36 protein-coding genes and 1 pseudogene are annotated in these 24666 nt (G+C 68.9%); 12 read left to right on the top strand and 25 right to left on the bottom strand.

Annotation, left to right across the window (positions count from 1 at the left end; genetic code table 11):
* Positions 1 to 143: 143 nt before the first annotated feature.
* The 19 genes from AVR91_RS38625 to AVR91_RS38540 all read right to left on the bottom strand — a co-directional run bounded on the left by AVR91_RS38625 (position 144) and on the right by AVR91_RS38540 (position 8437).
* Positions 144 to 725, bottom strand: a complete 582-nt coding sequence (locus tag AVR91_RS38625) for a hypothetical protein (RefSeq protein ID WP_063275877.1) — start codon at positions 723 to 725, stop codon at positions 144 to 146.
* A complete protein-coding gene (locus tag AVR91_RS38620) occupies positions 722 to 1507 on the bottom strand; it encodes a DUF7340 domain-containing protein (RefSeq protein WP_063275878.1) in 786 nt (261 codons plus the stop codon). The genes AVR91_RS38625 and AVR91_RS38620 overlap by 4 nt, the downstream gene beginning before the upstream one ends.
* Positions 1504 to 1884 carry a hypothetical protein gene (locus tag AVR91_RS38615; RefSeq protein WP_063275879.1) on the bottom strand — a complete coding sequence of 127 codons (381 nt, stop codon included), beginning with the start codon at positions 1882 to 1884 and terminating at the stop codon, positions 1504 to 1506. The genes AVR91_RS38620 and AVR91_RS38615 overlap by 4 nt, the downstream gene beginning before the upstream one ends.
* Positions 1881 to 2108: a zinc finger domain-containing protein gene (locus tag AVR91_RS38610; RefSeq protein ID WP_063275880.1), complete on the bottom strand. Its 228-nt coding sequence runs from the start codon at positions 2106 to 2108 to the stop codon at positions 1881 to 1883. The genes AVR91_RS38615 and AVR91_RS38610 overlap by 4 nt, the downstream gene beginning before the upstream one ends.
* Complete coding sequence (locus tag AVR91_RS43590; RefSeq protein WP_063275881.1) at positions 2105 to 3112, bottom strand: HNH endonuclease; 1008 nt, start codon at positions 3110 to 3112, stop codon at positions 2105 to 2107. Before AVR91_RS43590 ends, AVR91_RS38610 begins: the two co-directional genes overlap by 4 nt.
* A gap of 143 nt (positions 3113 to 3255) precedes the next feature.
* A complete protein-coding gene (locus AVR91_RS44375) occupies positions 3256 to 3378 on the bottom strand; it encodes a hypothetical protein (RefSeq protein WP_267284150.1) in 123 nt (40 codons plus the stop codon).
* On the bottom strand, positions 3375 to 3809 hold the full coding sequence (locus tag AVR91_RS38600) for a hypothetical protein (RefSeq protein WP_063275882.1): 435 nt from the start codon (positions 3807 to 3809) through the stop codon (positions 3375 to 3377). Before AVR91_RS38600 ends, AVR91_RS44375 begins: the two co-directional genes overlap by 4 nt.
* Positions 3806 to 4039, bottom strand: coding sequence for a hypothetical protein (locus AVR91_RS38595; RefSeq protein ID WP_063275883.1), 234 nt, complete (start codon positions 4037 to 4039; stop codon positions 3806 to 3808). The genes AVR91_RS38600 and AVR91_RS38595 overlap by 4 nt, the downstream gene beginning before the upstream one ends.
* Positions 4039 to 4428 (bottom strand): hypothetical protein, encoded by a 390-nt coding sequence (locus tag AVR91_RS38590; protein WP_063275884.1) that lies wholly within the window; start codon positions 4426 to 4428, stop codon positions 4039 to 4041. The genes AVR91_RS38595 and AVR91_RS38590 overlap by 1 nt, the downstream gene beginning before the upstream one ends.
* The gene (locus AVR91_RS38585) at positions 4428 to 4775 is read right to left on the bottom strand and encodes a hypothetical protein (RefSeq protein ID WP_063275885.1); all 348 of its coding nucleotides are present in this window, start codon (positions 4773 to 4775) and stop codon (positions 4428 to 4430) included. Before AVR91_RS38585 ends, AVR91_RS38590 begins: the two co-directional genes overlap by 1 nt.
* Before the next feature lie 261 nt (positions 4776 to 5036).
* Positions 5037 to 5369 carry a hypothetical protein gene (locus AVR91_RS38575; RefSeq protein ID WP_063275887.1) on the bottom strand — a complete coding sequence of 111 codons (333 nt, stop codon included), beginning with the start codon at positions 5367 to 5369 and terminating at the stop codon, positions 5037 to 5039.
* Positions 5366 to 6028 (bottom strand): DNA translocase FtsK, encoded by a 663-nt coding sequence (locus tag AVR91_RS38570; RefSeq protein WP_083737918.1) that lies wholly within the window; start codon positions 6026 to 6028, stop codon positions 5366 to 5368. The genes AVR91_RS38575 and AVR91_RS38570 overlap by 4 nt, the downstream gene beginning before the upstream one ends.
* On the bottom strand, positions 6025 to 6501 hold the full coding sequence (locus AVR91_RS43235; RefSeq protein ID WP_063275889.1) for a hypothetical protein: 477 nt from the start codon (positions 6499 to 6501) through the stop codon (positions 6025 to 6027). The genes AVR91_RS38570 and AVR91_RS43235 overlap by 4 nt, the downstream gene beginning before the upstream one ends.
* Positions 6498 to 6944, bottom strand: coding sequence for an SsgA family sporulation/cell division regulator (locus AVR91_RS38560; RefSeq protein ID WP_063275890.1), 447 nt, complete (start codon positions 6942 to 6944; stop codon positions 6498 to 6500). Before AVR91_RS38560 ends, AVR91_RS43235 begins: the two co-directional genes overlap by 4 nt.
* Positions 6941 to 7195 (bottom strand): hypothetical protein, encoded by a 255-nt coding sequence (locus AVR91_RS38555; RefSeq protein ID WP_063275891.1) that lies wholly within the window; start codon positions 7193 to 7195, stop codon positions 6941 to 6943. Before AVR91_RS38555 ends, AVR91_RS38560 begins: the two co-directional genes overlap by 4 nt.
* Positions 7192 to 7494, bottom strand: coding sequence for a hypothetical protein (locus tag AVR91_RS38550; protein WP_063275892.1), 303 nt, complete (start codon positions 7492 to 7494; stop codon positions 7192 to 7194). The genes AVR91_RS38555 and AVR91_RS38550 overlap by 4 nt, the downstream gene beginning before the upstream one ends.
* Entirely contained in the window at positions 7491 to 7922 is a 432-nt protein-coding gene (locus tag AVR91_RS38545) for a hypothetical protein (protein WP_063275893.1), read from the bottom strand. Before AVR91_RS38545 ends, AVR91_RS38550 begins: the two co-directional genes overlap by 4 nt.
* Positions 7923 to 8015: 93 nt before the next feature.
* Entirely contained in the window at positions 8016 to 8171 is a 156-nt protein-coding gene (locus AVR91_RS43230) for a hypothetical protein (RefSeq protein ID WP_158077423.1), read from the bottom strand.
* The gene (locus AVR91_RS38540) at positions 8168 to 8437 is read right to left on the bottom strand and encodes a helix-turn-helix transcriptional regulator (RefSeq protein ID WP_063275894.1); all 270 of its coding nucleotides are present in this window, start codon (positions 8435 to 8437) and stop codon (positions 8168 to 8170) included. Before AVR91_RS38540 ends, AVR91_RS43230 begins: the two co-directional genes overlap by 4 nt.
* A gap of 127 nt (positions 8438 to 8564) precedes the next feature.
* Here AVR91_RS38540 and AVR91_RS38535 point away from each other — a divergent pair, with 127 nt between their 5' ends.
* Positions 8565 to 9056: a hypothetical protein gene (locus AVR91_RS38535; RefSeq protein ID WP_063275895.1), complete on the top strand. Its 492-nt coding sequence runs from the start codon at positions 8565 to 8567 to the stop codon at positions 9054 to 9056.
* 183 nt (positions 9057 to 9239) lie between these two features.
* Positions 9240 to 9542, top strand: a complete 303-nt coding sequence (locus AVR91_RS38530) for a hypothetical protein (protein ID WP_143254242.1) — start codon at positions 9240 to 9242, stop codon at positions 9540 to 9542.
* Positions 9543 to 9590: 48 nt separating this feature from the next.
* Here AVR91_RS38530 and AVR91_RS38525 read toward each other — a convergent pair whose 3' ends face one another.
* Positions 9591 to 11156, bottom strand: coding sequence for a recombinase family protein (locus AVR91_RS38525; protein ID WP_063273159.1), 1566 nt, complete (start codon positions 11154 to 11156; stop codon positions 9591 to 9593).
* Positions 11157 to 11188: 32 nt separating this feature from the next.
* Between AVR91_RS38525 and AVR91_RS38520 the strand changes: the two are divergent.
* Both AVR91_RS38520 and AVR91_RS38515 read left to right on the top strand, forming a co-directional pair.
* Positions 11189 to 12151, top strand: a pseudogene (locus AVR91_RS38520) (AMP-binding enzyme); the annotation flags it as partial.
* 109 nt (positions 12152 to 12260) lie between these two features.
* On the top strand, positions 12261 to 13841 hold the full coding sequence (locus AVR91_RS38515) for a family 20 glycosylhydrolase (RefSeq protein ID WP_063273160.1): 1581 nt from the start codon (positions 12261 to 12263) through the stop codon (positions 13839 to 13841).
* A gap of 49 nt (positions 13842 to 13890) precedes the next feature.
* On the opposite strand, the gene AVR91_RS38510 is transcribed toward AVR91_RS38515, so the two are convergent.
* The gene (locus tag AVR91_RS38510) at positions 13891 to 14502 is read right to left on the bottom strand and encodes a TetR/AcrR family transcriptional regulator (protein WP_063273161.1); all 612 of its coding nucleotides are present in this window, start codon (positions 14500 to 14502) and stop codon (positions 13891 to 13893) included.
* Positions 14492 to 15187, bottom strand: a complete 696-nt coding sequence (locus AVR91_RS38505; RefSeq protein ID WP_063273162.1) for an MOSC domain-containing protein — start codon at positions 15185 to 15187, stop codon at positions 14492 to 14494. The genes AVR91_RS38510 and AVR91_RS38505 overlap by 11 nt, the downstream gene beginning before the upstream one ends.
* Before the next feature lie 39 nt (positions 15188 to 15226).
* On the opposite strand from AVR91_RS38505, the gene AVR91_RS38500 reads away from it, so the two are divergent.
* Entirely contained in the window at positions 15227 to 15799 is a 573-nt protein-coding gene (locus AVR91_RS38500) for a TIGR03086 family metal-binding protein (RefSeq protein ID WP_063273163.1), read from the top strand.
* Here AVR91_RS38500 and AVR91_RS38495 read toward each other — a convergent pair.
* Together AVR91_RS38495 and exaC are read right to left on the bottom strand one after the other, a co-directional pair.
* Complete coding sequence (locus AVR91_RS38495) at positions 15753 to 16136, bottom strand: DUF779 domain-containing protein (protein WP_063273164.1); 384 nt, start codon at positions 16134 to 16136, stop codon at positions 15753 to 15755. The genes AVR91_RS38500 and AVR91_RS38495 overlap by 47 nt on opposite strands.
* A complete protein-coding gene (gene exaC / locus AVR91_RS38490; RefSeq protein WP_037340578.1) occupies positions 16136 to 17659 on the bottom strand; it encodes an acetaldehyde dehydrogenase ExaC in 1524 nt (507 codons plus the stop codon). The genes AVR91_RS38495 and exaC overlap by 1 nt, the downstream gene beginning before the upstream one ends.
* 105 nt (positions 17660 to 17764) lie before the next feature.
* On the opposite strand from exaC, the gene AVR91_RS38485 reads away from it, so the two are divergent.
* The 3 genes from AVR91_RS38485 to AVR91_RS38475 all read left to right on the top strand — a co-directional run bounded on the left by AVR91_RS38485 (position 17765) and on the right by AVR91_RS38475 (position 20651).
* Positions 17765 to 19246, top strand: a complete 1482-nt coding sequence (locus AVR91_RS38485; RefSeq protein ID WP_063273165.1) for a helix-turn-helix domain-containing protein — start codon at positions 17765 to 17767, stop codon at positions 19244 to 19246.
* Positions 19247 to 19314: 68 nt separating this feature from the next.
* Positions 19315 to 20115 carry an SGNH/GDSL hydrolase family protein gene (locus AVR91_RS38480; RefSeq protein WP_063273166.1) on the top strand — a complete coding sequence of 267 codons (801 nt, stop codon included), beginning with the start codon at positions 19315 to 19317 and terminating at the stop codon, positions 20113 to 20115.
* The gene (locus AVR91_RS38475; protein ID WP_016337345.1) at positions 20094 to 20651 is read left to right on the top strand and encodes a TetR/AcrR family transcriptional regulator; all 558 of its coding nucleotides are present in this window, start codon (positions 20094 to 20096) and stop codon (positions 20649 to 20651) included. Before AVR91_RS38480 ends, AVR91_RS38475 begins: the two co-directional genes overlap by 22 nt.
* On the opposite strand, the gene AVR91_RS38470 is transcribed toward AVR91_RS38475, so the two are convergent.
* Positions 20639 to 22078, bottom strand: a complete 1440-nt coding sequence (locus AVR91_RS38470) for a phytoene desaturase family protein (protein ID WP_063273167.1) — start codon at positions 22076 to 22078, stop codon at positions 20639 to 20641. The two genes, AVR91_RS38475 and AVR91_RS38470, sit on opposite strands and share 13 nt — an antisense overlap.
* 94 nt (positions 22079 to 22172) lie before the next feature.
* Between AVR91_RS38470 and AVR91_RS38465 the strand changes: the two genes are divergently transcribed.
* From AVR91_RS38465 to AVR91_RS38450, 4 genes are all read left to right on the top strand, one after another.
* A complete protein-coding gene (locus tag AVR91_RS38465; protein ID WP_063273168.1) occupies positions 22173 to 22907 on the top strand; it encodes a DUF2786 domain-containing protein in 735 nt (244 codons plus the stop codon).
* Between the two features lie 341 nt (positions 22908 to 23248).
* Positions 23249 to 24004, top strand: a complete 756-nt coding sequence (locus tag AVR91_RS38460; protein ID WP_083737916.1) for a GNAT family N-acetyltransferase — start codon at positions 23249 to 23251, stop codon at positions 24002 to 24004.
* A 28-nt stretch (positions 24005 to 24032) separates the two neighbouring features.
* Positions 24033 to 24374, top strand: a complete 342-nt coding sequence (locus AVR91_RS38455) for an ArsR/SmtB family transcription factor (RefSeq protein ID WP_043849182.1) — start codon at positions 24033 to 24035, stop codon at positions 24372 to 24374.
* Positions 24371 to 24640, top strand: coding sequence for a hypothetical protein (locus tag AVR91_RS38450; protein ID WP_016337351.1), 270 nt, complete (start codon positions 24371 to 24373; stop codon positions 24638 to 24640). Before AVR91_RS38455 ends, AVR91_RS38450 begins: the two co-directional genes overlap by 4 nt.
* The last annotated feature ends 26 nt before the right edge of the window (positions 24641 to 24666 follow it).

Below are 24666 nucleotides of genomic sequence, written 5' to 3'. Positions count from 1 at the left end.
TGACGTAGATCTCCTGAGGGCGGCGAGAACGAGAGAAGCCCCGACCAGTGGCCGGGGCTTCTCTCGGTGCCGTGTCCGGGCACACTTCGCCTAAGTGCCCCCAGTATGCAGAACGATCACTCGCCTGTCGAACAGGGGTTCGGCTACCGCGTGTCGGCGGGCAGCGACAGGTCGGCGCACGCGGCGGCGATCGCCTCGAGCGCGGCGAACGTGTCGGCCGAGGCAGCCATTGCCCGGTTGATCAGCGCTTGTACTCGCTGGTTCTCGGCCGGGTCGTCCTCGTACAGCCGCGCCACGGTGCGGCCGAGTTCCTCGAGGCTGTTCGTCACGGTCTGCTGCTCGTCGTAGGGGGGATCGAACAGCGGGGTGATCGGCTGGTCAGGGTCGGGGATGAACTCGGCGGCGAGCAGCGAGGGCAGCCGCAGCTCGAGTGGGTGCGGCCGGTCGCCCGCAAAGCGGTTCGCCTCCCACACGTCGAGCAGCTCGAGCAGCCCGTCGACCCGGCGCACCTCGCGCGCGGCCAAGTGGCCGGGCAGCTGTTCCGCGGTTTCCTTGGCGCCGGTGAGGCGGGCTCGCACGAACTCGGCGACCTCGTCGACGGGCTGCCCGGCGTGCGGGTGGTGGCGCCGGCTGTTCGAGTTCGGGCAACCGGGCTCGAAACAGTTGCCGTTGACGTTGTGCGCGTGCTCGCAGCCGACGGTCGGCCGGTCGTTGTCGGTCGTCATGGACGTGTTCCCCCTTGCGGTTCGGAGTTCACTGCAGCAGATCGCGCGTGCGCCTGGTCGTCGTTACGGTCCGGGTCGCCGGTGTGGGTGACCGGAACCTCGGATCGGTGGCCGTTGCCCTCGGCGCTGCTACGCAGCCGCGGCCGCCGGGCCTGCTCCACGGTGAGCACGCCCTGCAGGAACTCGAGGTTTTCCGGGCCCCACACCTGCCCGCAGCCGAGGCAGGTACAGCCGGTGCGCGCGTCGAGGGCAAGCGCCGGGGCCTGGACCAACTCGCCGGTACTCGGGTCGAGGCGCCACACCATGCCCTGCCCGCACGCGGGGCACGCGGCGGCGATGTGCAGCCGTCGCGGCGGGTCGAGTAGTTCCTCGATCCGTTCGACCATGTACCGCAGCTCGAGCACGGCGGCCGCGACCTGGTGGACGTCGGCCCATCGCCCGGCGATGCCGGCGGCCGCCCGGATCCGGGACACGGTATCGGCGTCTTGCACCAGCGCGTTGAAGTGCAGGGTGGCGGCCTCGCGGTCGAGGTTGCGCTGCAGGTCGGCCGCGGCGACCCGGATCGGGACACCGGGCGAGCTGCCCGATGCCTTGCCGGTCTCGCCGCCGTGCGCGTGGGCCTGGCGCAGCTGCTCGAGCAATCCCGGTTTGGTGTGCGTCGTGGTCGTCATGTCGTCGCGGATCACCTTGAGGGTGATCGGGTCGGTGAGCTTGGCGGCGAGCGCGGCGAGTTCGGCCTGCCACTGCCGCAGGGTCTTCGGGTCGGTCGGTTCGGCGGTCACGGGCGGGTTCCCCTCGCGTTGATCGTGCGCGGCGGCCGAGGCTGCCGGGCGGGTCCGGTGTTGCGGGTACGGCGGTGTTCGAGCGCCCGCGCGAACCGGGCGTCGTCGCGGGCGGCGACCTCGTGGACGGCGGCGAACGCGGGCACCGCGGACTGCACTGCCTCGGCGAGCGCGGCGAACGACCGGCCGATGTGGACGGCGGCGGCCGCGACTCCGGGCACGATCGCGGCGAGCGTCGACCGGGCGACGTCGTCAACCTGCCGGACGTGGGCGAAGTGGGCCTCGGCGAACCTGCGTTGCCACGGCTCGAGGTCGACCACGGTCTCGATGAAGTCGACGACGTCGGCCGGGTCGGGGCGTTCGGGTTCGGTGGTCATTGGGAGTCACGCTCCTGTCGGTGGAGGTCGGCCGCCCGGATCCGTCGCCAGTGGGCGGGGGCATGTAGTGGTCGGCCGTCGGGGGTGAGGCACGGGTGATCGGCGGGCTGGTGGCATTCGGGGCAGTCGACGGCGAGGGCGAGTTCGCGTTCGCGCTCAAGGAGTTCGGCCGCGGCGAGGACGTCGAGCTCGCGGTTGTTGAACTGGCCCCGGTAGCGAGTCACCGGGGATGTCCCGGCGGTTGCGGTGGCGGGGTGGCGGTGCGGGTGTAGGGGTTGGGGGCGAGTTGGTCGCGGGGTGTGTCGGCGGGGCCCACGGTGGGGCGGTGGCCGTTGGGTCCTGCATCGCCTACGCGGTCCCGGTAGGTGGTGGGGCCTGTCTGGGGAGCTACCCCGTCCCGTCCCCTACCCGTCCCGGTAGTCATCGCGTCGGTGATTCCGTCGGTGATCATGGGGTTCTGTGGCTGGTTTTGGGCAGGGTCGGGCCTGGTGTTGGTGTCGGATTCCGCTGGTGGGGCCTGGTTTTCGGTCTGAGTGGTGTTCTGCGCGGGATCCGGGTCGGTTTCTGGTCGATCCGGTGATCGGTCGGTGATCGGCGGTTGATCCGGCGTTGATTCCGCGTTGATCGCGGCGAGGTTCGGCGGGGGCAGCAGGATGAGCCCGGCGGCCTCGGGGGTGCAGTCCTTCTTGCGGCCGTTGCAGCCGCGGCAGGCCACGACAAGGTTGTCGGCACCGGCGGCGATCTTCGGGTCGACATGGTCGAGCACGCCACCAGCCGGGGTCTTGCGGTCGGCCCACTTCACGGTGATGCCGCAGTACCTGCAGAACATGCCGTCGCGGCCCTTGACCGCGGCCCTGAGTTCCTTGTCCTTGAGTTCGCGCGTCTTGGCGCGGTGCACGTCGTTCTCGGCCCGTGAGGGGTTCTCGTCGAGGAAGGCGTGCACCCAGTACCCGCCGAGCGCCTCGGGCCACTTCTTTCCCTCGAGGCATCGGCACTCGTCGCCGGGCTGGTGGAGCATCGGCGGGCCGTCGCCGAGACGGACGTTGGTCAACGCCTTGAGTTCGCGCCGTGTGGCGATCTGGCGAGTTTTGAGGGCGGGCAGCCACCCGTCGGTGCGCTGGGCGCTCGCGTACTGCTTGAGGCGCGTCAGGGCCCCGTACGCGCTGTTGCCGACGGCGTGCACGAGAGGGTCGTCGTAGCCGACGTCGTTGAGCCTCAGCCACGGCATGAGGCACCGCCCGGAATACGCGCGGAAACCCGGCGCCGCGCGGGCGCCGGGTTGGCGGGGTCGTGCCGGTGGATCACGGGGTTTCTCCTTGTCCCAGTTGGAAAGCGGGGCCGGGTCGCCGTAGCGACTCCGGCCCCGCCCGGTCAGCGACCGCCCGTGTCTGCAGGGCGATCGCCGGGATCGGCGTCGTCGGGGTCGGGGTCGGGGTAGGGCACGCTGTCGATGTCCTCGCGCCACTTGCGCAGCAGTTCCTCGGGGTCGGTCACGTCGTCGTCTCCGATCCCCAAATCGCGTTGAGCCGGTAGACGTCGAGGAACGCGCGCAGCAGGTCGACAAGCCCCTCGAGCCCCTCGGCGGCCACGTGCCCGGTGACGACGTCCTGCGCGGCCTCGCCGTCGAGGTTCACCTGCGCCGTGATCGCCTTCATTGCCGTGAGTTCGGTCGGGTCGGGGGTTTCCTCGGCCTCGAGCGCGACCGGCCCGGGCGGGTTCATCAGCGCGCGCAGCGTCTCGCCGACCACGACCAGCCCGACCGAGATCAGCGACCACAACCGGCCGTAGCGCTCGATCGGGTCGCCGTCGCCGAGGTACTCGGCGACCACGGCGTCGGCCGTCTCCGGCGAGTCGGCGCCGGCCGCGCGCAGGAACACGGCGGCCGTGTCGACGATGTGCTCGCGGGTGTCGTTCTGGTCGCTCATGCCGTCGGCCCCTCGCTGTGCGGGGCGGTGTCGTCGGCGACGACGGCGAGGTCGGCAAGGCCGTCGAGCACCACGTTGGCGCGCGGCACGCGCAGCGTGACCTCGGCGGGCTGCCCCGGCGACAGGGAGATCTCGACCCCGGAGATGACTCCGGAGATGTCGACGCCGTCGACCAGCACGCGGGCGGCGCGGTCAAGCGCGACGATGCGGACGCGTTTCCGGGTAGCCATCACGCGCCCCCCGCCGTGACGGGCGTCCACGGGTCGTACAGGGCGACGACGTCGCGCACGACCTCGGCCAGCAGCCGGGTGAACGCGTCGACCGGGTCGGGCGCGTCGGCCGCGGCAATGACCGCCTCGAGCGTTCCGGCCTTGTCGCACACGGCGCCCCACACGGGATGCCGGGAGTCGTCGAGGTCGTATCGTTCGGCGGGGCGAGCGAACGCCTCGGCGACGTGCGTCTCGTTGAGCCCGGCGAGCAGCCGCTTGGTGGCGCCGCGGGCGAGGTCCTGCATTCCCTCGAGTTCGCGGGCGGTCGGCGGCCGGTAGGCGGTCTGCAGCGCGATCACGTACCGGAGCACGACGTTGGCCGAGTTCGCCTCAGTGACGTTGAGTCCCATCAGAACACCTCCGATTCCGTCGGCGCCCACGACGCGCGCCACGCGCGCAGCCGCTCGCCGAGTTCGTCGATCCGGCGCTGCCGGATCCAGCCGGTGCGGCGGGCAGGTTCGCCGGGGTTGCCGCGCTCGCCGTTGGCGAGGTAGCCGAACAGCGTCTCGAGCAGACCGTCGGCGGCGAGCAGCTGCGCGTGCGCGGTGTTGACGGTCTCGAGCGCCTCGACCAGGACGGCGAGAACCGGGGCCATATCGGCGGCGCGGACGGGTTCGCGCGCGGCGCGGGCGAACCGCTCGCGCCACAGATCGCGATCGGCGTCCGTCATGGACGGCGCCTGGTCAGTGGCGGCCATGCTGGCACTCTCCTTTGGTTTGGTCGGCTTTTGCCTCTGCGAGAACGGCTTCGTGCATGTCCACGTGGCCGCACGGGTTGTCCCAGACGTCGCACGACAAGTGCTGTCCGTCCTCGTAAAAGTTGTGGTTCCGGGGCTCGCCGCGCTGCCCGCCACACGTGGGGCAACAACGGGAGATCTCGACACGTCGGATGGCGGGATACGGCGCCGAAGTCCCCCAACCCGACCGGTCGATCACCCGGACCGACATCGTCTGTTCGGTCATGCTGGTGTCCTCTCGTCGAGTTCGGGGGTGGTCGAGCGGTACTGCGCGAGTTCGGCGACGGCGGTCTCGGCGGCGAGGGTCTGCGCCTTGAGCGCCTCGCCGAGGCGGGCGGTTTCGTCGGCCAACACGGCGTTGTCGACCTCGAGCGCGGCGAGGTAGGCGCGGCTGTCGGCGAACAGCGGGTCGATCACCCGGTGTTGGACGTTGTCCGCGAGGTAGGCCGCGAAGTCGGGCAGCGGGGCCTCGGCGTTGTGGCGGCGGGCCCACTGCGCGGTGGCCTGCCGGATCACGGTCGTGAGGTCCTCGCGCGGGCGGGGCGCGCACGTCACGACTGCTCCGGATCGGTGACGTCGTCGGCCTGGTCCTCGTCGGCGCGCGGTCCGCGGATCGCCTCGACGATCGCGGGCAGGTCGGCGACCTCCACAAGTACCGGGGGTTCCTTGCTGTCCTCGGCGTCGCCGACCACACCCCGGCGCCGTAGCTCCTGCATGAGCCGGTCGGCGGTCTCGCGCCCGATGCGCAGCTTGCGGGCGAGCATGGACACCGACGCGAGGTTCGCCGTAATCACCAAATCGGCGGCCTGGCAAATCAGGTCGACCTCTTCCGGGGTCTTGCTCGAGTTCGGGCCGGGGAACGACACGACCACCCCGGCGCCGTCGCGCAGCAAGTCGCCGGCGTCGTTGGCCGGGGCGGTCCTGGTCTTCTCGAACGGCAACGCCTGCTGCTGCCCGGTCCGCTTCTCGTACGCCTCGAGCCATATCCGGCGCAGCTGCTTAGCGTCCGCGGTCGAACCGGGGAACGCCTCGACGGCGACAATGCGCGCGGTCGGGATCACCTCGCCGGTGTCCATGTTGGTCGTGACCGTCGCGCAGTCGACGACGGCGACGATCAGGTGCGTGCTCGCCGAGTCCTCGACCAGCGTCGCCGAGATCTTGCCGAGACCGTTCTTGTCGTCCTTGGGCAGCCGCCCGGACAGGCTCACACTCATGTGTGCGTTCCCTTCGTGGTGTCGTGGTGCTCACCGGGCGGCAGCGCGGTGAACTCGGCTTCACGGGCCGAGGCGGGGGCGCCGCGCGGGTGGAGCGCGACCAGGTACACCCACCCGACGGCCGTCCACTCGCGACGGGTCACGGCGCAGCGCAGGTTGCCGCGCAGCAACAGCGGCTGGTCGACCTCGAACGCGGGCGGGGTGGTCGGGTAGTCCGTCGGGTCCGGCGCAGCCACGGCGGCGTGGCCGTAGTAGTCCGCCGCGGCCTGCCACGTCAGGTGAACCGGGCAGAGTTCGACCTTGCGCCACGCGCACGCGGGGCAGCCGGTGGGATCCGGGCCGGGCTTGTACTGCAGCAGCGGGTTACGCGGGTAGTCGTAACCCGACACGATCGTCGTGTCGGTCTTGCGGCGGCGGGCGGGACGGCGGTCGCCGTCGCCGCCCACCACCGACAGGTGCGAACGCGTGCTCACGCCGCGCCCGATGTCATGCGGGCGAGTTCGGCGTCGATCGCGGCCTCGTCGACCTGGTCGGCCTCGGCGCCGAGCGGCACAAGCTGTTCGGTGACGTCGAGCACGTTGTCGATCTCGCTGTGATCGAACGAGAACAGCGACGACGAACAGTTGCGCTCGCAGCCACAGCGCACCGTGACCTCGACCCACTGCGACAACAACGGCTGCACGAACACGAAACCGTCGGCTCCGACAGGTTCGATCCGGCCGCGGTCGAGTAGCTCGCGGGCGAACCGGAACACGTAGGGGGTGCCGGTGATCAGCATCGTGATCGCCCACGGGTCGGCGCGGTCGTAGCGCCATTCGATCCCGACAAGCCGAGCTTGTGCGGACGCGTCCGCGCCGAGCTTGCGCACGATCAGCCGTGCGCGGGAGAAGTAGGAGATCTCGCGGGCCTCGATCATGAGGACGTTCCTTCCTGGACAAGGGGCACCCATCCGGCGACCTGGTCGTCGCGGAGGGCCTGCAGGACATGGGCGAGGCGGAAACCCGGCGGTACGTAGACGACCGACCACGGGCGGCGCAGGCACCCGCCGCGGTCGCTCCGGATCGCGACCACGCCGTCGAACGACTCGCGCACCTCGAGCCGCGGCGGGACCGGGACGGGCCGCGGCTGCGACGGCGGGGGCGGCGGGATGTCGAGGCGGACCGTCATCGCTGCCCGCCCCGCTCGCCGTCGACCTCGGCGGCGCGGTCGGCGCGGACCTCGGCGACCGTGCGGTCGAGGTCGCCGAACACCTGCCGCGTGCGTTCCTCGGGGTCCTCGCCGAACTCGCCGCCCGTCAGCTGCCACAGCAGCGACAGCGCGGACGACAGACCACCGACGCGGGCGCCCTCGCGCCACGCGCCGCCCTTCGCGAGCGTCTCGGCCTGGTCGCGTTCCTGCCGCAGCGTGGACGTGAAGACGTTGAGCGCCTCGCGCAGCTGCGCCTCGGTCAGCCGATCCGCGGTCACGGGCACACCTCGAGACGGATCGGGCGCGTGAAGTCGATGCGCTCGACAAGGGCCTGCCGCACCGGGCCGTAGGGGCGCATCGCGCAGACGTGGCACACCTCGGCCACCTGCAGCGGGTTGTGCGGGTCGTGCGGGTCCGGGGCGCCGTGCACCCGCACGGTGGTGATCCGGCGCGATCCGGGACACCACCCGCAGTCACCCGGCAGGAACTCCGGCGCGAACACGACCTCGACGTCGCCGAGCGTGCGCAGCTGCATCGCCCGCACGTCGGGGTGGTCGATCAGGTCGCCGACGGCCGGAAGGATCCGGGTCGCCTCGACCGGCGCGACGAACGCGCGGCCGGTCACCCGGCGGAACCACGCCCGGAACGACGTCGGGCGACACGAACGATGGCGGCCGCCGGTGGCGGTATCCTTCGCTGCGATCATGAGGGCACTTCCTCTTGGTCGGGGCCCCGCGGGGCCTTGCCCGTCTCGTGCCTGCATGCGCGAGGCGGGCTCTTTTCTTGCAGGGGCTGGGGTTCAGGCGGCCTTGCTGACGGCCTGAGGACTACGGCGGACCGGGGGCAACATCTGCCGGACTCGCTGCCGTTCGGTCGGGCTCAAGGGGTTCGCCGTGGCGACCACGCGCCGGATGAACTGTTCGCGGGTCTCCCCCGGCGCGGCCTGGACGATCACGCCGCGACCTTGAGTAAGAGGTCGTCAACGGTGACGCGGTCGCCGTCGCCCGCGAGGGCGTTGAACGTGTCCGCCATCGCCTTGAGAAGCGGGGCGTTGGGACGGAAGTCACCCCGTTCGATGCGGCCGAGGGTGTGCCGGGACACGGTGTGGCCGGTGACTTCTTCAATCTTGGTCGCGAATTGCTGCAGGTAGAGCCCGCTCTTTTCGCGCAGCTCCCGCGACTTTTCCCGGTCGAACGGGAGGATGGATGGCTTGCGAGGCATGAGCAGAAGCTACGTCTCATGAGCAGTCATGACAAGTCATGAGCAGTGGATCTAGGTCACTGTCTGGTCACAACGTCCCGCGTGCAGTAATGTGCACTCATGAGCACTTACGGAGGGGAACGGGCTCATGACTGAGAACGCACGGGGGCGGGCTGCGCTCGCTGAGAAGATGGACGACAGACGGGCGTATCTGCGCATCAAGTGGCAGGACGTCGCGAAACGCGCCGTCCTGTCCATAGCCACACTCGGACGCGTACGCAGTGGCAAGGGTGAGCTGACGACCGATACGAAGTACGCGATAGAGGACGCACTCGAGTGGGAGCGCGGCAGTATCGACGCGATCCTCGACGGCGGCGAGCCGACACCAAAACCCGAAACGCCACCGGTCCCCGCGGCCGGCGGGAATCCCCGCGCGTTGATCGCCGAGTGGACACCGGCCGAGATCGCGCGCGTAGAGACGATGTCGTTTGACGAGATCGAGGCCGAGGGCCGAACGATCGGACGATTCAGCGGCGACGACGCGCGGGCCCGCTACCTCCACGATGCCGCGGTGATCAAACTACACAGGGCGCCCGAGTCCACACGGAACACTAAGAAGTCGCGCAGCCTAGGGAGCTGACCAGCGGCGGACCAACGTCCTTTATCGACCCTCGCCCGATGTGCAACCTTCGCGTTACCGGATGTCTGCCGGTCGGGCGAATGTTGAGATTTCTCCTAACGATGTGTCACATCATCCGATGTCCCCGCGATAGGCAAGGTGCAAAGGGGTAATCCCGTTACACCGAGGGAGGGAGTGCACACGTTGACCACCCAGGACATGACGTCGGCTAGCGACACCACGCTGCCGGCGCCCCGCGTCGCCGTGTACCCGGCGCTGTACATCGCCACCGGCGTTGTGCTGGTCGTTGGGATCACGCTCGGCATCGTCGGCGCGATCCACGAATGGCCCCCGCAGCTGACGACGATCCACATTGGAACGGCTTTCGTGCTTGCCGTCCTGTCGTACAGGGCTGAGGTCACCTACAAGCGCCGTGCAAGGGTCGCGGCGCTGAGTGAAATCGACAGGTTGGAACTCTGGTTGAACTACCGGGACCAGACCGACTAGCGGCCCGCCGGACGGGTTCGGGGTGGTCCCCGTCCGGCGGGCTCAGTGCTAAACCACCCCTACCGGGTTGGCCGCTTCCCCCGGCCGCTCAACCCGTTCAGTGTCCAGCCTGCCGAACCGCACGCGATGTTCCACCGGGACGCGATGCCCACGGATCGGCGACTTCATGATCCGAAACTCGCCGAGCCGCGCCGGGCTAAACACGTAGGCGGCAATCTTCCGCAGTTCGTAAATGTCGGCTTCCTCGAGCCGCGCCTCGATGTCCTCGCCCGGACGAAGGAACTCTCGAACCTCGGCGGGGGTACGCAACATGTCGACCTTGCGCTGCGCCTCGGCAAGATCAGCGAGCACGCCCGGCTCAAGCTCGGCGAACGCTTCGGGGCTCATTTTACGCTTTCCCATCAGCGATTTCATGGACTGGTAATGCGCGTCGATTTCGAGAAGTTCCCTTTTCGCCGCAGCCAATTCGGCCGTGTCGTCAACGTTGTGATTCAAGGACGCGTACTCGTCATCACGAGAGAAGTACTCAATAATGAGTTCCTCAGCGAACTTGTCGGTGATCTCTTGACCGATGGTCACGCAGCCTTTCGCACGACAGACGTAGACCGGTTTCCCGTGACGCTTGTTCGCGCAGATAACCCCGTCGCATACATCGCACTTGGCGATCATCGAGATGAAGTGACGGGCGCCTCCACCTCTCGTCGTCACCCTCGAGACGTCCGTGAGTATGTCCTGCACGCGGTCGAACAGCGCACGGTCCGCCGAACCGTCCTCGAGTTTAAGGAGCGGCTCCCAATCGCCTTTGATGATCGTCACGTCATCGGGGTCAGCTTTCCACCATCGGATGATCTGACCAGCGACGTGCACCCGTTCACCGATATACGAGCGGTTACGCAGCATCTCCCGGATCTGCACACTGGTAAATGCGTTGCCGACGCCGTTGCGCACACCGTCCTTGTACCATTTTTTCTCGAGCGTATTGAGGGATTTCCCGCGGTCAACCCAGTTGAACGCCTCAATGACGAGCGCAGCCTTTTCGTCATCCCAAGATCGACGGATGAGCTTCCCGGTACGCGGGTCGTACTCACTCACCTGCGCGAACGACAGGCGGCCGGCGGCGCCGCCACGGGCCGCGCGCGCGGCCTGACTCCGTATCTGCCGTTCCGACGTCTTACCGGATTCGTACTCGGCATCCACCGCAGCGTCTTGCAGGTCCTTGCGGTCACGCGCCCGCGACAGGTCGTAGAGCCGACCGTCCGTGTGGACCCATACCCCAAGCTTTCGCTCGGCGAGCATCTCGATGAGCCGCGCCCACTCGGATACCTTCCGACTACCGCGGCTTGGCTCCCACAGCGCAAGGCCGTCGGCCCCAAACTCGCCCGACACGAGATCGCGCACCATGCGATCGAAGTTGGTGCGCGCCTTCCTCGCGTGCCTCGAGGCACTGCCGATGTCGCGATACGGGGACGCATGGAGCGTGAATCCCTCGGCCGCGCCGTCGTCCTCGAGATCGCTCCACTGTTCGTTGGGGGATCGTTCCTCGCCGCTCGCGTCCTTGGAAACCCGCAGGTAGGCGCGCAATTCGAGCGAGGCGACTTGCAGTTTTGTCGCCATGCGCCGTACGGTACCACTAAGAGGGTTTCTCTGAGGGAAAACCGGTCGGAACCCCGGACGCGGGCGCGTTCTGGCGGGTCATTTCCGATCACGGGGTGAAGGCGTTGTTCACCGCGCCGACCGCGCTGCGGGCGATCAAAAAGGTCGATCCGGACGGCGGCGAAATCGGAAAATACCAGCTCAGCGGATTCAAGACGTTGTTCATGGCCGGTGAACGACTCGATCCGGAGACCTATCACTGGGCGCACGACAAACTCGGCGTGCCGGTGATCGACCACTGGTGGCAGACGGAGACCGGCTGGCCGATCGCGGCGAATCCGCGCGGTTTGGAACCGATGCCGGTCAAACCCGGTTCCGCGACGAAACCGGTGCCGGGCTGGGACGTGCGGATCCTGGATCAGGCGGGCGACCCGCTGCCCGCCGGGCGCGAGGGCGCCATCGCCATCAAACTGCCGCTCCCGCCGGGATCGCTGCCGACGTTGTGGCAGGACGACGAGCGGTATCACGAGGCGTACCTTTCGCGGTATGAAGGCCACTACCTGACGGGTGACTCCGGATACGTCGACGAAGACGGCTATCTGTTCGTCATGGGCCGCACCGACGACGTCATCAACGTCGCGGGGCACCGGCTTTCGACCGGTTCGATGGAGGCCGTGCTGGCGTCGCACCCCGCCGTCGCCGAATGCGCCGTGATCGGGGTCCGGGATCAGCTCAAGGGGCAGCTTCCGCGCGGTTTCGTGGTGCTGAAGTCGGGAACCGACGTCGACGCCGAGACCCTCAAGGCCGAATTGGTCGCACTGATGCGGCGCGACATCGGCCCGGTCGCCGCCTTCCGCGACGTGTCCATTGTGGACGCGCTGCCGAAGACGCGGTCCGGGAAGATCCTGCGCAAGACGATGCGCGGCATCGCCGACGGCCGCGACGAACAGGTACCCTCGACGATCGAGGACGCGAGCGTTCTCGATGCCCTGAAAGCGGTTCTGCGCGGCGAGTGACCGGTGATCGGTACGGCGTACTGGTCCGATCGGGTGTTGTCGGCTTTGACCTATTGGTCTATACCTCTAGAAGCAGAGAGTCTCCAGGTACCCCGACCGGAGGTGCTCCATGAGTAAACGCCTGTCCAGAACCGTGCTCGGCGTGGCCGTCCTGAGCCTCGTGACGCTCGGACTGCCCGCCACGGCGAGCGCGGGACAGCACGCGAAGGCCGAACGGACCGTCACCGACGTCGTCCCCGCTCCGGTCGACGCGAAACCCGACCCCCGCGCGAGCTTCCGCCTCAGCCCCGCGACCGTCATCCGCACCGACCGTGAAGGCAAGCAGGTCGCCGAGTACCTGGCAGGCCTGCTCCGGCCTGCCACCGGCTACCGGCTGCCCGTCGTCAGCGGCCACCGCGGCGGCGGCCCCGCCATCTCGCTCGAAACCGGTCACGCGAGCGGCCGAGTCGGCAGCGAGGGCTACCAGCTCAAGGTGTCGCCCTCCGGCGTGACCTTGAAGGCGAACACCGACGAGGGCCTGTTCCTCGGCGTACAGACGCTACGCCAGCTGTTCCCGTCCGAAATCGAGTCGAAGACCGTCAAGAAGCGTTCGTGGGTGGTCTCGGGCGGCTCGGTGCTCGACTACCCGCGCTTCGGCTACCGCAGCGCGATGCTCGACGTCGCCCGGCACTTCTTCACGCCGGACCAGGTCAAGCTGTACATCGACCAGATCGCGCAGTACAAGATCAACAATCTCCACCTCCACCTGACCGACGACCAGGGCTGGCGGATCGAGATCAAGAGCTGGCCGAAGCTCGCGACCGTGGGCGGCCAGACGGCCGTCGGCGGCGCTCCCGGTGGCTACTACACGCAGGAGCAATACAAGGACCTGGTGCGCTACGCGGCTTCGCGGCACATCACGATCGTTCCCGAGATCGACATGCCGGGGCACACCAATGCGGCGCAGCACTCCTACGCCGAGCTGAACTGCGACGGCAAGGCCGTGCCCCCGCGCACGGACATCGAGGTCGGCTACAGCTCGCTGTGCATCGGCAAGGACATCACCTACAAGTTCGTGGACGACGTCATCCGCGAACTGTCGGCGATCACCCCTGGGAAGTACATCAACATCGGTGGCGACGAGGCGCACTCGACCTCCCCGGAGGACTACCAGACCTTCGCCACGAAGGTGCACCCGATCGTCGCGAAGTACGGCAAGACGATCACCGGCTGGCACGACATCGCCAAGACGAACCCGCCGGTTTCGGCCGTCCCGCAGTTCTGGGGCACGACGGGTACCGACGCGAACGTCGCCGCGGCCGCGGCCCGGGGCAACAAGATCCTGATGTCGCCCGCGAACAAGGCGTACCTGGACATGAAGTACCACGCGCAGACGCCGCTCGGGCTGAGCTGGGCCGGCCTGATCGAGGTCAAGACCGGGTACGACTGGGATCCGGCGACTCATCTGCAGGGTGTGACGGAGAAGAACGTCATCGGCGTCGAGGCGCCGTTGTGGTCGGAAACGCTGATCACCAGTGACCACATCGAGTTCATGGCGTTCCCGAGACTGCCGGGTTACGCCGAGATCGGATGGTCGCCGAAGGATTCCCGGACCTGGGACGCCTATCGGCTCCGGCTGGCGAAGCAGAGCCCGCGGTGGGTTCAGCAGGGCATCGACTTCTACCGGTCCACGCAGGTCGACTGGAAGTAGCGCGCCATGAACGGTCCGTTCCTTGCGAAATTTGCAAGGAACGGACCGTTCATTGCACGGCCGCGGCGTCGAGGCGGGCGGTGATGGCGGCCCGAGCGAGCGCGTACGGCTCGGTACCGCCGAACATCACCGAATCGGCGTTCGCGGCCCGCCCCAGCGCGTTCAGTTCGAAAGCCAGCTGGTTCACATCGACGGACTCACGCAGGTGCCCGGCCTTCCGCGCCTCGATCGCGGTGGACCGGATGAACTGGGCGAAGGCCCGGCTCGCGTTCGCGACCGCGTCGTGCACCCGGCCGGTCCGCGCGTCGAATTCGGCGCCGGTGTTGAAGAAGAAACAACCGCCCGGGAACACGCGGCGTTCCGAGTAGTCGAGCCAGTTCGCGCACAACGCGCGCAGCCGCGCGATCCCCTGCTCGACCTCCAGCGTCGGCTCGACGACGTTCTCCGCGAAGATCGCACTCGCCGTCTCGACCGCCGCGAGCTGCAGTTCCTCCTTGGAACCGAACAGGGCGAACACCCCGGATTTGCTCAATTCGAGTTCGGTGGCGAGCCTGCCGAGGGACAACCCGTCGAGCCCCTCGACGGACGCGATGTCGACGGCGCGCCGGAGCACGATCCGCCTCGTCGCGTCACCGCGGGCCACCCGGCCGTCAACCGGCATTCCGTTCCTCTCGCCGCCTCTTCGCCGATGCCAGGCCGTCACGGTACTGCCGGGAAAGCGACGGCGTCGCGAGCACCCGGTCCAGCAGTGCCCAGTACGCGTCCCTGCGCTCGTCGTCGAGCTGGGCGACATTGGTGAAAGACGCGACGTACACCTCGGCGATCGTCGGGTTCACCGGATCGCGTTCTTCGAGCGTCATACGTCCCGACGTGGGCACCACGCCCGTCCGCAGCACCCGCAGGTACCAGCCGCTGCGACCGGAATCGATCATCGCCGGGATGACGTCCTTGCGCCCGGTCTTCATCGCGAGCTTGAAGCACGGTGTCCGCGGCTGCGAGACCTGGACCAGCGCGTCTCCCCAGGTCCAGACGTCACCGACCCGGACGTCGTACTCGTCGGCGCCCGTCACTGAGGCGTTCTCCCCGAAATCCCCCGCCGACACCAGGAACCCCTGCTCAGCCCAGGCCGCGTAGTGCGTCGCCGGATAGACGTAGACCGCCTTGTCGACGCCGCCGTGGACGGTGCGGTCGGCCTGGTCGTCACCGGCCAGATTGATCTCGTCCAATTCCAGGAAAGGCGTCTCCACCCGCGATTTCGCGATGGCGCTGTACACCGGCACGTCACGCTTCGTCCCCAGTACCGACGGACGCCCGACGAAGACCTCGTTCACTTCGAGAGTGTTCACACCTAGAAGATAGCACGACCGTTCGTATACATTGCCGCCATGGATCTCATCGCACTCACCACCCGGGCCCATCAAGCCACCAAGGACACGATCGCCGGAATCGGCGCGGACGACTGGGACCGCTCGACCCCCTGCGCCGAGTGGACCGTCCGTGACATCGTGAAACACCTGATCGAGGGGCACGATTCCCGCACCGCGGAGGCGACCGGCCACCCGATGAGGAGCCGGCCGTCGGCCGACGACGACCTCGCCAAGTCCTACGAAGAGAGCTCCGCCGAGTTCCTCGCGGCCTTCGACGCCAAAGCGCTGGAGAAGACCTTCGATTTCGGCAACTTCGGCCCGCTGCCAGGGAAGAACGCGATGGCCGTGCTGTTCGTCGACACGCTCACCCACGACTGGGACCTCAACACCGCCCTGGGCCGCGAACACCGCTGGGACGACGAACTCGCGACCGCCGCGTTGAAGGTGGCGAGCCGCTATCCCGACGTCACGCCGGTGCGCGGGCCCGGCGGCGCCTTCGACCACGCTGTCGAGGCACCGCCGGACGCCGGACCGGGCGCACGGCTCATCGCGTTGCTGGGTCGTTCAGCTCAGCCGACTCCTCGTCGCTGAACAACCGCGACCGGACCAGGAAGCGGACCCCTTCGGGCGCCTCCAAGGAGAATCCGCTCCCCCGGCCGGGAACGACGTCGATGGTCAGATGCGTGTGCTTCCAGTACTCGAACTGGGGTCCCGACATCCACACCGGAACGTCGTCGATTCCTTCGACGCTCAGGTCACCAAGGTGGACATCGGACGCCCCGGTGCGGAATTCGCCCGCCGGGTAACACATCGGGGCGCTCCCGTCGCAGCATCCGCCGGACTGGTGGAACATCACCGATCCGTGGAGTGACACCAGCCGCCGCAGCAGATCCGCGGCGGCCGGTGTCAAGCCGACCCGCTCGGCCATCAGAAGAACCCGAGCGCACTGTCCGAATAGGACACCAGCATGTTCTTGGTCTGCTGGTAGTGGTCCAGCATCATCTTGTGGTTCTCGCGCCCGATCCCGGACGCCTTGTAGCCGCCGAAGGCCGCGTGCGCCGGGTACGCGTGGTAGTTGTTGACCCACACCCGGCCCGCCTGGATGTCGCGGCCGGCACGGTAAGCGGTGTTGCCGTCGCGCGACCAGACACCGGCGCCGAGGCCGTACAGCGTGTCGTTGGCGATCTTCAGCGCGTCGGCGTAGTCGTCGAACCTGGCCACCGAGACGACGGGGCCGAAGATCTCCTCCTGGAAGATCCGCATCTTGTTGTCGCCCTCGAACACCGTCGGCTGCACGTAGTACCCGCCGGACAGTTCGCCGCCGAGGTCGCTGCGCTCACCGCCGGTGAGGATCTTCGCGCCTTCCTTCTGACCGATGTCGATGTAGGAAAGGATCTTCTCGAGCTGGTCGTTCGAGGCCTGCGCGCCGATCTGCGTCTCGGTGTCGAGCGGGTGCCCCTGCTTGATCTTCTTGACCCGCTCGACGGCGTCGCCGAGGAACCGGTCGTAGATGCCGGACTGGATCAGCGCCCGCGACGGGCAGGTGCAGACCTCGCCCTGGTTCAGCGCGAAGAGCGCGAAACCTTCCTGCGCCTTGTCGTAGAAGGCGTCGTTGGCCGCGGCGACGTCGTCGAAGAAGATGTTCGGGCTCTTCCCGCCGAGCTCGACGGTGACCGGGATGATGTTCTCGCTGGCGTACTGCAGGATCAGCCGTCCGGTGGTGGTCTCGCCGGTGAACGCGACCTTCCGCACCCGGTTGCTCGACGCGAGCGGCTTGCCCGCCTCGACGCCGAAACCGTTGACGATGTTCAGCACGCCCGGCGGGATCAGATCGCCGATGAGCGACATCAGCAGATGGATCGACGCCGGGGTCTGCTCGGCCGGTTTCAGCACGATCGCGTTGCCCGCGGCCAGCGCGGGCGCGAGCTTCCAGACCGCCATCAGCAGCGGGAAGTTCCACGGGATGATCTGGCCGACGACGCCGAGCGGCTCGTGGAAGTGATACGCGACGGTGTTGTCGTCGATCTGGGAGATGCCGCCCTCCTGGGCGCGCAGGGCGCCGGCGAAGTAGCGGAAGTGGTCGATGGCCAGCGGGATGTCGGCGGCGAGGGTCTCGCGGACCGGTTTGCCGTTCTCCCACGATTCGGCGACGGCGATCGCTTCGAGGTTCTGTTCCATCCGGTCGGCGATCCGGAGCAGCACGTTCGCGCGCTCGTCCACCGACGTCCGGCCCCAGGCCGCGGCCGCGCCTTCGGCCGCGTCGAGCGCGCGGTCGATGTCGGCGGCGGTGCCGCGGGCGACCTCGGTGAACACCTGTCCGGTCACCGGGGTCGGGTTCTCGAAGTACTGACCGCTCGCGGGCGGTACGTACTCGCCTCCGATGTAGTGGTCGTAGCGCGACTCGTAGCTGACGACGCTGCCTTCGGTGTTCGGTGCCGCGTACTTGGCCATCTTTCCTGCCTCATCGCTAGGGGTGGCGGATGACGGCGAAGCTAGGGCGGGTGAGGTTGCACGCACGTTGCAACGAAGTGAGCCCGGTCACCTATCCTCGGAAACGTGGCAGAGCGGCCCGCTGGAGAGTCCTCGCCGCGTGACCCTCAGGCGTACGCGCGGCTGCTGAAGGACGTCCACGACGCCGTCCTCTCCGGCGTTCCCGCGCCGCGTTCCCCCAGGTCGATCGTGTCCGCTTCGTGGAATCGCTCGCTCGCCGCGCACGTCGATCCGGACACCGGCGTCGCCCCGCTGGTCTACGACTCCGGCGAGGTGAACGGGCTGCGCGACGAGCATCCGCTGGCACCGGTGCTGCCGATCCTGCGGCAGACGCTGGTGAGCATCGCCGACGACGCCGAGCACATGATGATCGTGACCGACGCGGCCGGGCACATCCTGTGGCGGGAGGGCGCCGCAGGCGTGCTTCGGCGCGCCGACGACGTGATGCTCGCCGAAGGCACGCGCTGGAGCGAGGACGTCATCGGGACGAACGCGATGGGCACCACGCTCGCCACCGGGGAGCCGGTCCAGATCTACTCGGCCGAGCACCTGGTGCGGACCTACCACGGCTGGACCTGCGCGGCGGCGCCCGTGCGCGATCCGGAGACAGGCGCGCTGCTCGGCTCGATCGACGTCAGCGGGCCGCTGCGGACGGTCCATCCCGCGATGCTCGCGCTGGTCACGGCGGCCGCCCAGCTCGCCGAAGGCCAGCTGCGGGCCCGGCTCGCGATGCGCGACGAGCGGCTGCGGGCCGCGAACATGACTCACCTGGAAGCGTTGCGCGGCGCGCCGGGCGCCCTGCTTTCGGCGAAGGGCCGCGTGCTGGCGGCCGAATCCTGCGGCGAACTTCCCTCCACTGTGGACATCCGGCCCGGCGGCGGCGCGGTCACCCTGCCCGACGGGCGGCTGGGCACGGTGGAACCGTTGAGCGAAGGCTACCTGCTGCGCCTGCGGAACCGGGGCGCTTCGCGGCGTCCGCGGCTGGCGCTGGAGTTCCTCACCGACGGGCCACCATCGACCACAGTGGACGGTCGCGAGGTGCCGTTCACCCTGCGGCACGCCGAGATTCTCACGCTACTCGCGTTGAACACCGGCGGCCTCTCGGCGGAGCGGCTGGCCTTGCTGCTCTACGGCGAGAGCGGCAATCCGGTGACCGTGCGCGCGGAGATCCACCGGCTTCGGACGCAACTCGGCTCGGACATCGTGCAGACGCGGCCGTACCGGCTGTCCGCCGACGTGGACGCCGACTTCCTGCGGGTCCGCGCGGCACTCAAACGCGGCGACGTCACGGCCGCGGCGGAGGCGTTCCGCGGTCCGCTGCTGGCCGAATCGGAGTCGCCCGCCGTCCGCGAGGAGCGCGAGGCCGTCACCGCGTCGGTCCGGCGGGTCGTGCTCGGCAGCGGGGACGCGTCGGCGCTGTGGTCGTACTGGGAGACCCCGTGCGGCGCCGACGACCTGGAGATCGTCGACGCGCTGTGCCGGGTGCTCCCGGACGGCGACCCGCGGCGCGCCGTCGCCTTCACCCATCGGAACCGTCTCGACCGCTGAGTAGACAGCGTCTACATCGGTTTGATAGACAGTGTCTACAAGGTGAACTCGCGGTTACGGAGATCTGGATGGGCTACCAACGTTTCGTCGCGCTCGGCGACAGCTGCGCCGAAGGGCTGGCCGATCCGCATCCGGCGGGCGGTTTCTACCGCGGCTGGGCCGACTTCGTCGCGCACCGGCTCGCCGAGGAAGAGCCCGGTTTCCGATACGCCAATCTCGCGGTCCGCGGGCGCAGGCTCGACCAGATCCACGCCGAGCAGACCCCGGCGGCGACCAGGCTCCAGCCCGATCTGATCGCTTTGTTCGGCGGCGGCAACGACGTGATGAGCCGGGGCTGGGACGCGCGCACGGTCGCCCGCCGCGTCGACACGGCCATCCGCGCCTGCACCGAGATCGCGCCGCGGGTCGTCACCTTCACCCTCAGCGACATCTCCCACCGCATGCCGATGGGCCACCGCATGCGCCCGCGCATCGTCGCGCTGAACGACGCCGTCCGCGAGGCGTCCGTCAGCTACGGCGCGACGCTGGTCGACCTCTGGCCGGACGACGCGGCGCATGATTCCCGCTACTTCGGCCCGGATCGGCTGCACCTGTCCGAACAGGGCCACCGGCGTCTGGCCGGGCACGTGCTCGGCAAGCTCGACGTCCCCCACGACCCGTCCTGGCTCGCGCCGCTGCCCGGTTCGGCCGGACGTCCCGGCCTGCGCGCGGATCTGCGCTGGCTGACCAGGGAGGTCTTCCCGGTCGCGGTCAGCCGGTTCCGCAACCGGCTCATCGGCCGCCAGCCGGGTGACGGCTTCCTGCCGAAACGTCCCGACCTCCTGCCCGTTCTCGAGGAGACCCGGTCGTGGGCGCCCGAACCCGCCTGATCGACACCGCGGCGACCCTGCTGGCCGAAGAAGGCGTCGGCGCCGTGACACTGCGCGGGATCGCCAAGGCCGCGGGCGTCTCGCACGGCGCGCCGCTGCGGCATTTCACCGGTCGCGCGGCCTTGCTTTCGGCGGTCGCCACCCGCGGCTACGTCGAGCTGCTCGAACGCGGCGCCGACCTGCCGGCCGGGACGCCCCGAGAGCGGCTCATCGCGGCCTGCCACGGCTATCTCGATTTCGCGCTGGCCAATCCGGCGATGTTCGAGCTGATGTTCCGCCGGGATCTCATCGATCCGGACGATCCCGAACTCACGCGGGTGAGCAGCGCGGTGTTCGACTTCTTCGCCGCGTTGGTCGAGGACGTTCAGGAAGGCGGCTGGCATCCCGCGACCGATCCGCGGCTGCTCGCGTCGTCACTGTGGGCGTCGCTGCACGGCCTCGCCCAGTTGTGGCTCTGGGGCGGGCTGGCGGGCGCGAGCTTCGCGCCGTCACCGGAGCGGGCGCTGGCCGTCACGCTGGACGCCTACCTGGACTGAAGCACGCGTTCGAAATCCTTCCCCAGCACGGATTTCGCGGCGTACCAGCCGCCCATTCCGTGCACGCCGGGGCCAGGGGCCGTCGCGGCCGAGCACAGGAAGACACCGCCGAGCGGAGTCCGATGCGGATTCCACCGGGCGACCGGCCGCCCGAGCACCTGCCGCAGATTCACCGCGCCCGCCGCGACGTCACCGCCGGGGTAGTTCGCGTTGTAGGCCTCCAATTCCGGCGCGGTGACACAACGGCTCGCCAGGATCGTGTCGGAGAATCCGGGCGCGAACCGTTCGATGCGCCGCCGGACGAGATCGGTGACGTCTCGCGGATCCCCGTGCGGCACATGGCAATACGCCCACACCGGTCGCTTGCCCGGCAGCCCGCGGGACGGGTCGATCGCCATCGGATCCGAGACGAGCACGAACCGGTCGTCCGGATCTTCCCCGCGCACGATGGCGTTTTCGGCGGCGTACACCGCGTCTCGCGGGCCTCCGAGATGGACGGTGCCCGCCTTGCCGACCTCCGGTGCCGCCCACGGAACCGGTTCGGACACCAGGAAGTCGACCTTCGCCGCGCCGGGTCCGTAGCGGTAGGCCTCCAGCGCCTTCCGGTATCGCGGCGGCAGCAGATCGCCGGCGATTTCGAGGAAACCGCGCGGGGCGATGTCGAGGATCACCGTGCGCGACTTCGACAACCACCGCAGGTCGGTGATCCGGCTGCCGGTGTGGATCCGTCCGCCGCGCGCACGGAGATCGGCGGCCAGCGCCTCGGTGATGGCCTGGCTTCCACCTCGGGCGATCGGCCAGCCCGTCGCGTGCGCGAGGTGGCTGAGCAGCAATGTCGCGCCGGCCGCGGCGAGTGAGGGCTGGCGGCTCATCACGTGCGCGGAAACCCCGGCGAGCAGCGCGGGCGCTTCCGGGCCGGTGAACAGGCGGCGCTCCGAACCGGACGCGAGCAACGCGATCCTGGCCGGGAGAAGGGCGGCCGCTCGCGGATCGCGAGGCGGATGACGAAGGTCGCCGAGCATCAGGTCGGCCACTTCGCGGCTGTGTTCGGCCAGTGGGCCCATCAGGCGGCGCCACCGGGGACCGTCCTCGCCGAGTGCGTCACAGGTCCGGTCGAGGTCTTCGTACGTGAGACCGGCCCGGTCACCGCCGAGGGGGTGCGCGTACGCGATCTCCGGCCGCAGAAGGTCGACACCGTGCTCGGCGAGGCCGAACCAGCGGAAGAACGGAGACGCCGCCGCCAGCGGATGCCCGGTGGCGCAGATGTCGTGACGGACCTCGTCGTCGAACAGCGAAGCCGTGCGCGTCCCGCCGCCGATCTCGTCCGCCGCCTCGTGCACTTCGACCGTCAGTCCCGCCCTGACCAGCAGGACCGCCGCCGCGAGCCCGTTCGGGCCGGAACCGACCACCGACACGTCGACCGACATACCGCCCCCTCACCGGGATCCGGACCGCTCGCCCGAATATTGTCGGACCTCTCTCCTAGATTGATCCGCTCCAACCCAATCAGGAAGGAGGACCATGCCCGACCATGACACGCTGCTCGCGCGCGTCCGGAAACTCCTCGCGAAGGCGGAGGACCCGGCGGTCACCGAGGCCGAAGCCGAGTCGTACAACACCAAGGCCGCCGAACTGATCGCCAGGTACGGCATCGATCAGGCGTTGCTGGCCGCCTCCGGGGCGACCGCCGACGAGATCACCCAGGTCAAGATCCCGATCGACAACCCGTACAGCCGGGACAAGGCGGGGCTGCTCACGAACATCGCGCATCCGCTGCGCTGCCGGGCCCTGCTGCATCGGCTCGGCCAATCGGTCACCGCGGTGACGGTGTTCGGTTTCCGCTCCGATCTGGAGCGGACGGAACTGCTGTACACGAGCCTGTTGCTGCAGGCGACCACCCAGCTGACCAGGGTCCGCCCGGAGAACCGCGTGTTCGCGGGCGAATCGCTGGCCGCCTACCGTCGGACGTGGCTGCACGGATTCTCCGGCGCTGTCTACGAACGGCTCCGCAACAGTGAGGACACCGCGGCCAGGACCCATACGGCCGCCGCTGGTCACCGCTCGGCCGAACTGGTGATCCAGGATCGGACGGCGATGGTCAAACAGGCGTACGATGAGCAGTACGGCGACCTGCGCTCGGCTCCGCCGAGGCGGCTGTCCGGCAGCGGCTATCTCGACGGTCACTCCGCCGGCGAGCGCGCCAACCTCAACACCACCGGAATCACCGGACGGCGCCGCGCGCTGCCGGTGCGCTGATCAGTACCGCATCCGCTTCACCCGCCTGACCTTCGCGTCTTCGGGCAGCGGGCGAGCGCTCCCGTCGACAGGGATCTCGTCCCCCGCACGTGGTGAACATGCGCCTCTTCGCAGGCACCGTGAAGATCGAAGTTCCGCCGAGCCACCGTAAGTGACAGGGCACCGTCGGGCCACCTCGGACGACGTCGGCGTCGTGATCGTCCTGCCCGGGCAGATCTCGAACACGCCGCGCTCGCCCAGCGTGAGACAGCCACAGCAAGTACAGACGTACGCTCCGCCTTCTCTTGTCATGCCGGAAAACCACTTCGTGAGAATCGCGTGTCCTCGGGTCTACTGAGGACATGATCGTGATCGAAGACCTGGCCACCCGTCCCGAACTGCGCGAGCCCGCGCTCGCCCTCGGCGGTGTCGGCGGCGAATTCCTCCAGCACGGCCTGGCGGGTCTGCTGGCGAAGTCGTCCCACCTGGCCGCCCGCTGGCCGGAATACTTCCTCGTACTACTGGAAGACGGTGTTCCCGTCGCGAGAACCGCCGCCGTCCCGGTCGGCTTCCCGACCACCGAACGCCCGGAACTGCCGGACCACGGCTGGGACGCCGCCCTGATCTGGGCCGCGGAAGACCTGCTGAGCTCCCGTGAGACGAATACGTTGATCGCACTCGAAGTGATGGTCGCGCCAGGCCGCCGTGGCGGCGGCCTGGCCACTAAAGCGTTGGAAGCGTTGAAGAAGCGCGCTTCGGAGACAGGTATGCGCAAGCTCGTCGTGCCGGTCCGCCCGGCCGGGAAGGAGAACGAACCAGAGCTGTCCTTTGAGGACTATGTCGCCCGCCGTCGCGCGGACGGGCTGCCGCAGGATCCGTGGCTGCGCACGCACGAACGGCTCGGCGCCCGGTTCGTGAAGGTGGCGCCGTTCGCGATGACGGTCACCGGCACCTTCGCCCAGTGGAAGGCGTGGACCGGCGTCGAACTCCAGGACGGTCTCACGGCCGTGCCGGGCGGGATCGCGCCGGTGCTCGCCTCCGCGGCGCTGGACGTCGGCGTCTACACGGAGCCGAACGCCTGGCTCGAGCACCTGGTAGACGGAGCCAGCACCTGCTAGGTTTCTTTGGCATGTGCAGGAGCTCGGCATGACCGCCACCGGACCGTCCGGCGACGAGCTGCTGCGGCTGCTGGGGGCGCTGGCGAATCCGCACCGGCTGCGGATCGTCGCGGCGCTGCGTGCGGAGCGCGCGTATGTCAGCCAGCTGGCGCGAGAGCTCGGCATCAGCCGGGCGCTGCTGCAGCTCCACCTGCGCAAACTGGAGGCGGCCGGGCTCGTGTCGGCCGAACTGGAGCTGTCGGAGGACGGGAAGGCGATGAAGTTCTACGAGGTGAAACCGTTCCTGGTCGAGCTGAGCCCGGACACCATCGCCGTCGCGGCGCCGACGCTGAGCACACCGGCACCGGGTGACGAGGGGGAACGATCGTGAACTGGCATCAATGGCAGGAGGTCGCCGGGCTGATCGGCATCTTCGTGTTCCTCACCGTGGTGATCACGGTGGTCGTGTGGCAGTTCGGCGCGACCATCCGGGCCAGGGGCGCGCTCGCGCGCGAGCAGGAATACCGCAGGCTCGCCGAAAAAGCCGTCCAGGCGCAGGAGGAGACCGAACGCAAACTGACCGAACTCGACGGACGCCTCGCGGATCTCCAGAAGAGCGTGGGCACGGTCGAGCGGATCCTCAAGGAGGTCGACTGACCACCGGTGAAAGACCCTGGGCCGCC

This window comes from Amycolatopsis keratiniphila subsp. keratiniphila (assembly GCF_001620365.2).
In the GTDB taxonomy this organism is placed as follows: Bacteria; Actinomycetota; Actinomycetes; order Mycobacteriales; family Pseudonocardiaceae; genus Amycolatopsis; species Amycolatopsis keratiniphila.
The sequence above is the reverse complement of the archived record's forward strand: the minus strand, read 5'-3'. Positions and strand labels throughout refer to the sequence as shown.

Bases quoted from the DNA above. Each gene is read 5' to 3' on its own strand.
- AVR91_RS38625 (WP_063275877.1), bottom strand. From the start codon at position 725: ATGACGACCGACAACGACCGGCCGACCGTCGGCTGCGAGCACGCGCAC.
- AVR91_RS38615 (WP_063275879.1), bottom strand. From the start codon at position 1,884: ATGACCACCGAACCCGAACGCCCCGACCCGGCCGACGTCGTCGACTTC.
- AVR91_RS43590 (WP_063275881.1), bottom strand. From the start codon at position 3,112: ATGCCGTGGCTGAGGCTCAACGACGTCGGCTACGACGACCCTCTCGTG.
- AVR91_RS38600 (WP_063275882.1), bottom strand. From the start codon at position 3,809: ATGAGCGACCAGAACGACACCCGCGAGCACATCGTCGACACGGCCGCC.
- AVR91_RS38595 (WP_063275883.1), bottom strand. From the start codon at position 4,039: ATGGCTACCCGGAAACGCGTCCGCATCGTCGCGCTTGACCGCGCCGCC.
- AVR91_RS38590 (WP_063275884.1), bottom strand. From the start codon at position 4,428: ATGGGACTCAACGTCACTGAGGCGAACTCGGCCAACGTCGTGCTCCGG.
- AVR91_RS38585 (WP_063275885.1), bottom strand. From the start codon at position 4,775: ATGGCCGCCACTGACCAGGCGCCGTCCATGACGGACGCCGATCGCGAT.
- AVR91_RS38570 (WP_083737918.1), bottom strand. From the start codon at position 6,028: ATGAGTGTGAGCCTGTCCGGGCGGCTGCCCAAGGACGACAAGAACGGT.
- AVR91_RS38560 (WP_063275890.1), bottom strand. From the start codon at position 6,944: ATGATCGAGGCCCGCGAGATCTCCTACTTCTCCCGCGCACGGCTGATC.
- AVR91_RS38555 (WP_063275891.1), bottom strand. From the start codon at position 7,195: ATGACGGTCCGCCTCGACATCCCGCCGCCCCCGCCGTCGCAGCCGCGG.
- AVR91_RS38545 (WP_063275893.1), bottom strand. From the start codon at position 7,922: ATGATCGCAGCGAAGGATACCGCCACCGGCGGCCGCCATCGTTCGTGT.
- AVR91_RS38540 (WP_063275894.1), bottom strand. From the start codon at position 8,437: ATGCCTCGCAAGCCATCCATCCTCCCGTTCGACCGGGAAAAGTCGCGG.
- AVR91_RS38535 (WP_063275895.1), top strand. From the start codon at position 8,565: ATGACTGAGAACGCACGGGGGCGGGCTGCGCTCGCTGAGAAGATGGAC.
- AVR91_RS38525 (WP_063273159.1), bottom strand. From the start codon at position 11,156: ATGGCGACAAAACTGCAAGTCGCCTCGCTCGAATTGCGCGCCTACCTG.
- AVR91_RS38515 (WP_063273160.1), top strand. From the start codon at position 12,261: ATGAGTAAACGCCTGTCCAGAACCGTGCTCGGCGTGGCCGTCCTGAGC.
- AVR91_RS38510 (WP_063273161.1), bottom strand. From the start codon at position 14,502: ATGCCGGTTGACGGCCGGGTGGCCCGCGGTGACGCGACGAGGCGGATC.
- AVR91_RS38500 (WP_063273163.1), top strand. From the start codon at position 15,227: ATGGATCTCATCGCACTCACCACCCGGGCCCATCAAGCCACCAAGGAC.
- AVR91_RS38495 (WP_063273164.1), bottom strand. From the start codon at position 16,136: ATGGCCGAGCGGGTCGGCTTGACACCGGCCGCCGCGGATCTGCTGCGG.
- exaC (WP_037340578.1), bottom strand. From the start codon at position 17,659: ATGGCCAAGTACGCGGCACCGAACACCGAAGGCAGCGTCGTCAGCTAC.
- AVR91_RS38480 (WP_063273166.1), top strand. From the start codon at position 19,315: ATGGGCTACCAACGTTTCGTCGCGCTCGGCGACAGCTGCGCCGAAGGG.
- AVR91_RS38470 (WP_063273167.1), bottom strand. From the start codon at position 22,078: ATGTCGGTCGACGTGTCGGTGGTCGGTTCCGGCCCGAACGGGCTCGCG.
- AVR91_RS38465 (WP_063273168.1), top strand. From the start codon at position 22,173: ATGCCCGACCATGACACGCTGCTCGCGCGCGTCCGGAAACTCCTCGCG.
- AVR91_RS38460 (WP_083737916.1), top strand. From the start codon at position 23,249: ATGATCGTGATCGAAGACCTGGCCACCCGTCCCGAACTGCGCGAGCCC.
- AVR91_RS38455 (WP_043849182.1), top strand. From the start codon at position 24,033: ATGACCGCCACCGGACCGTCCGGCGACGAGCTGCTGCGGCTGCTGGGG.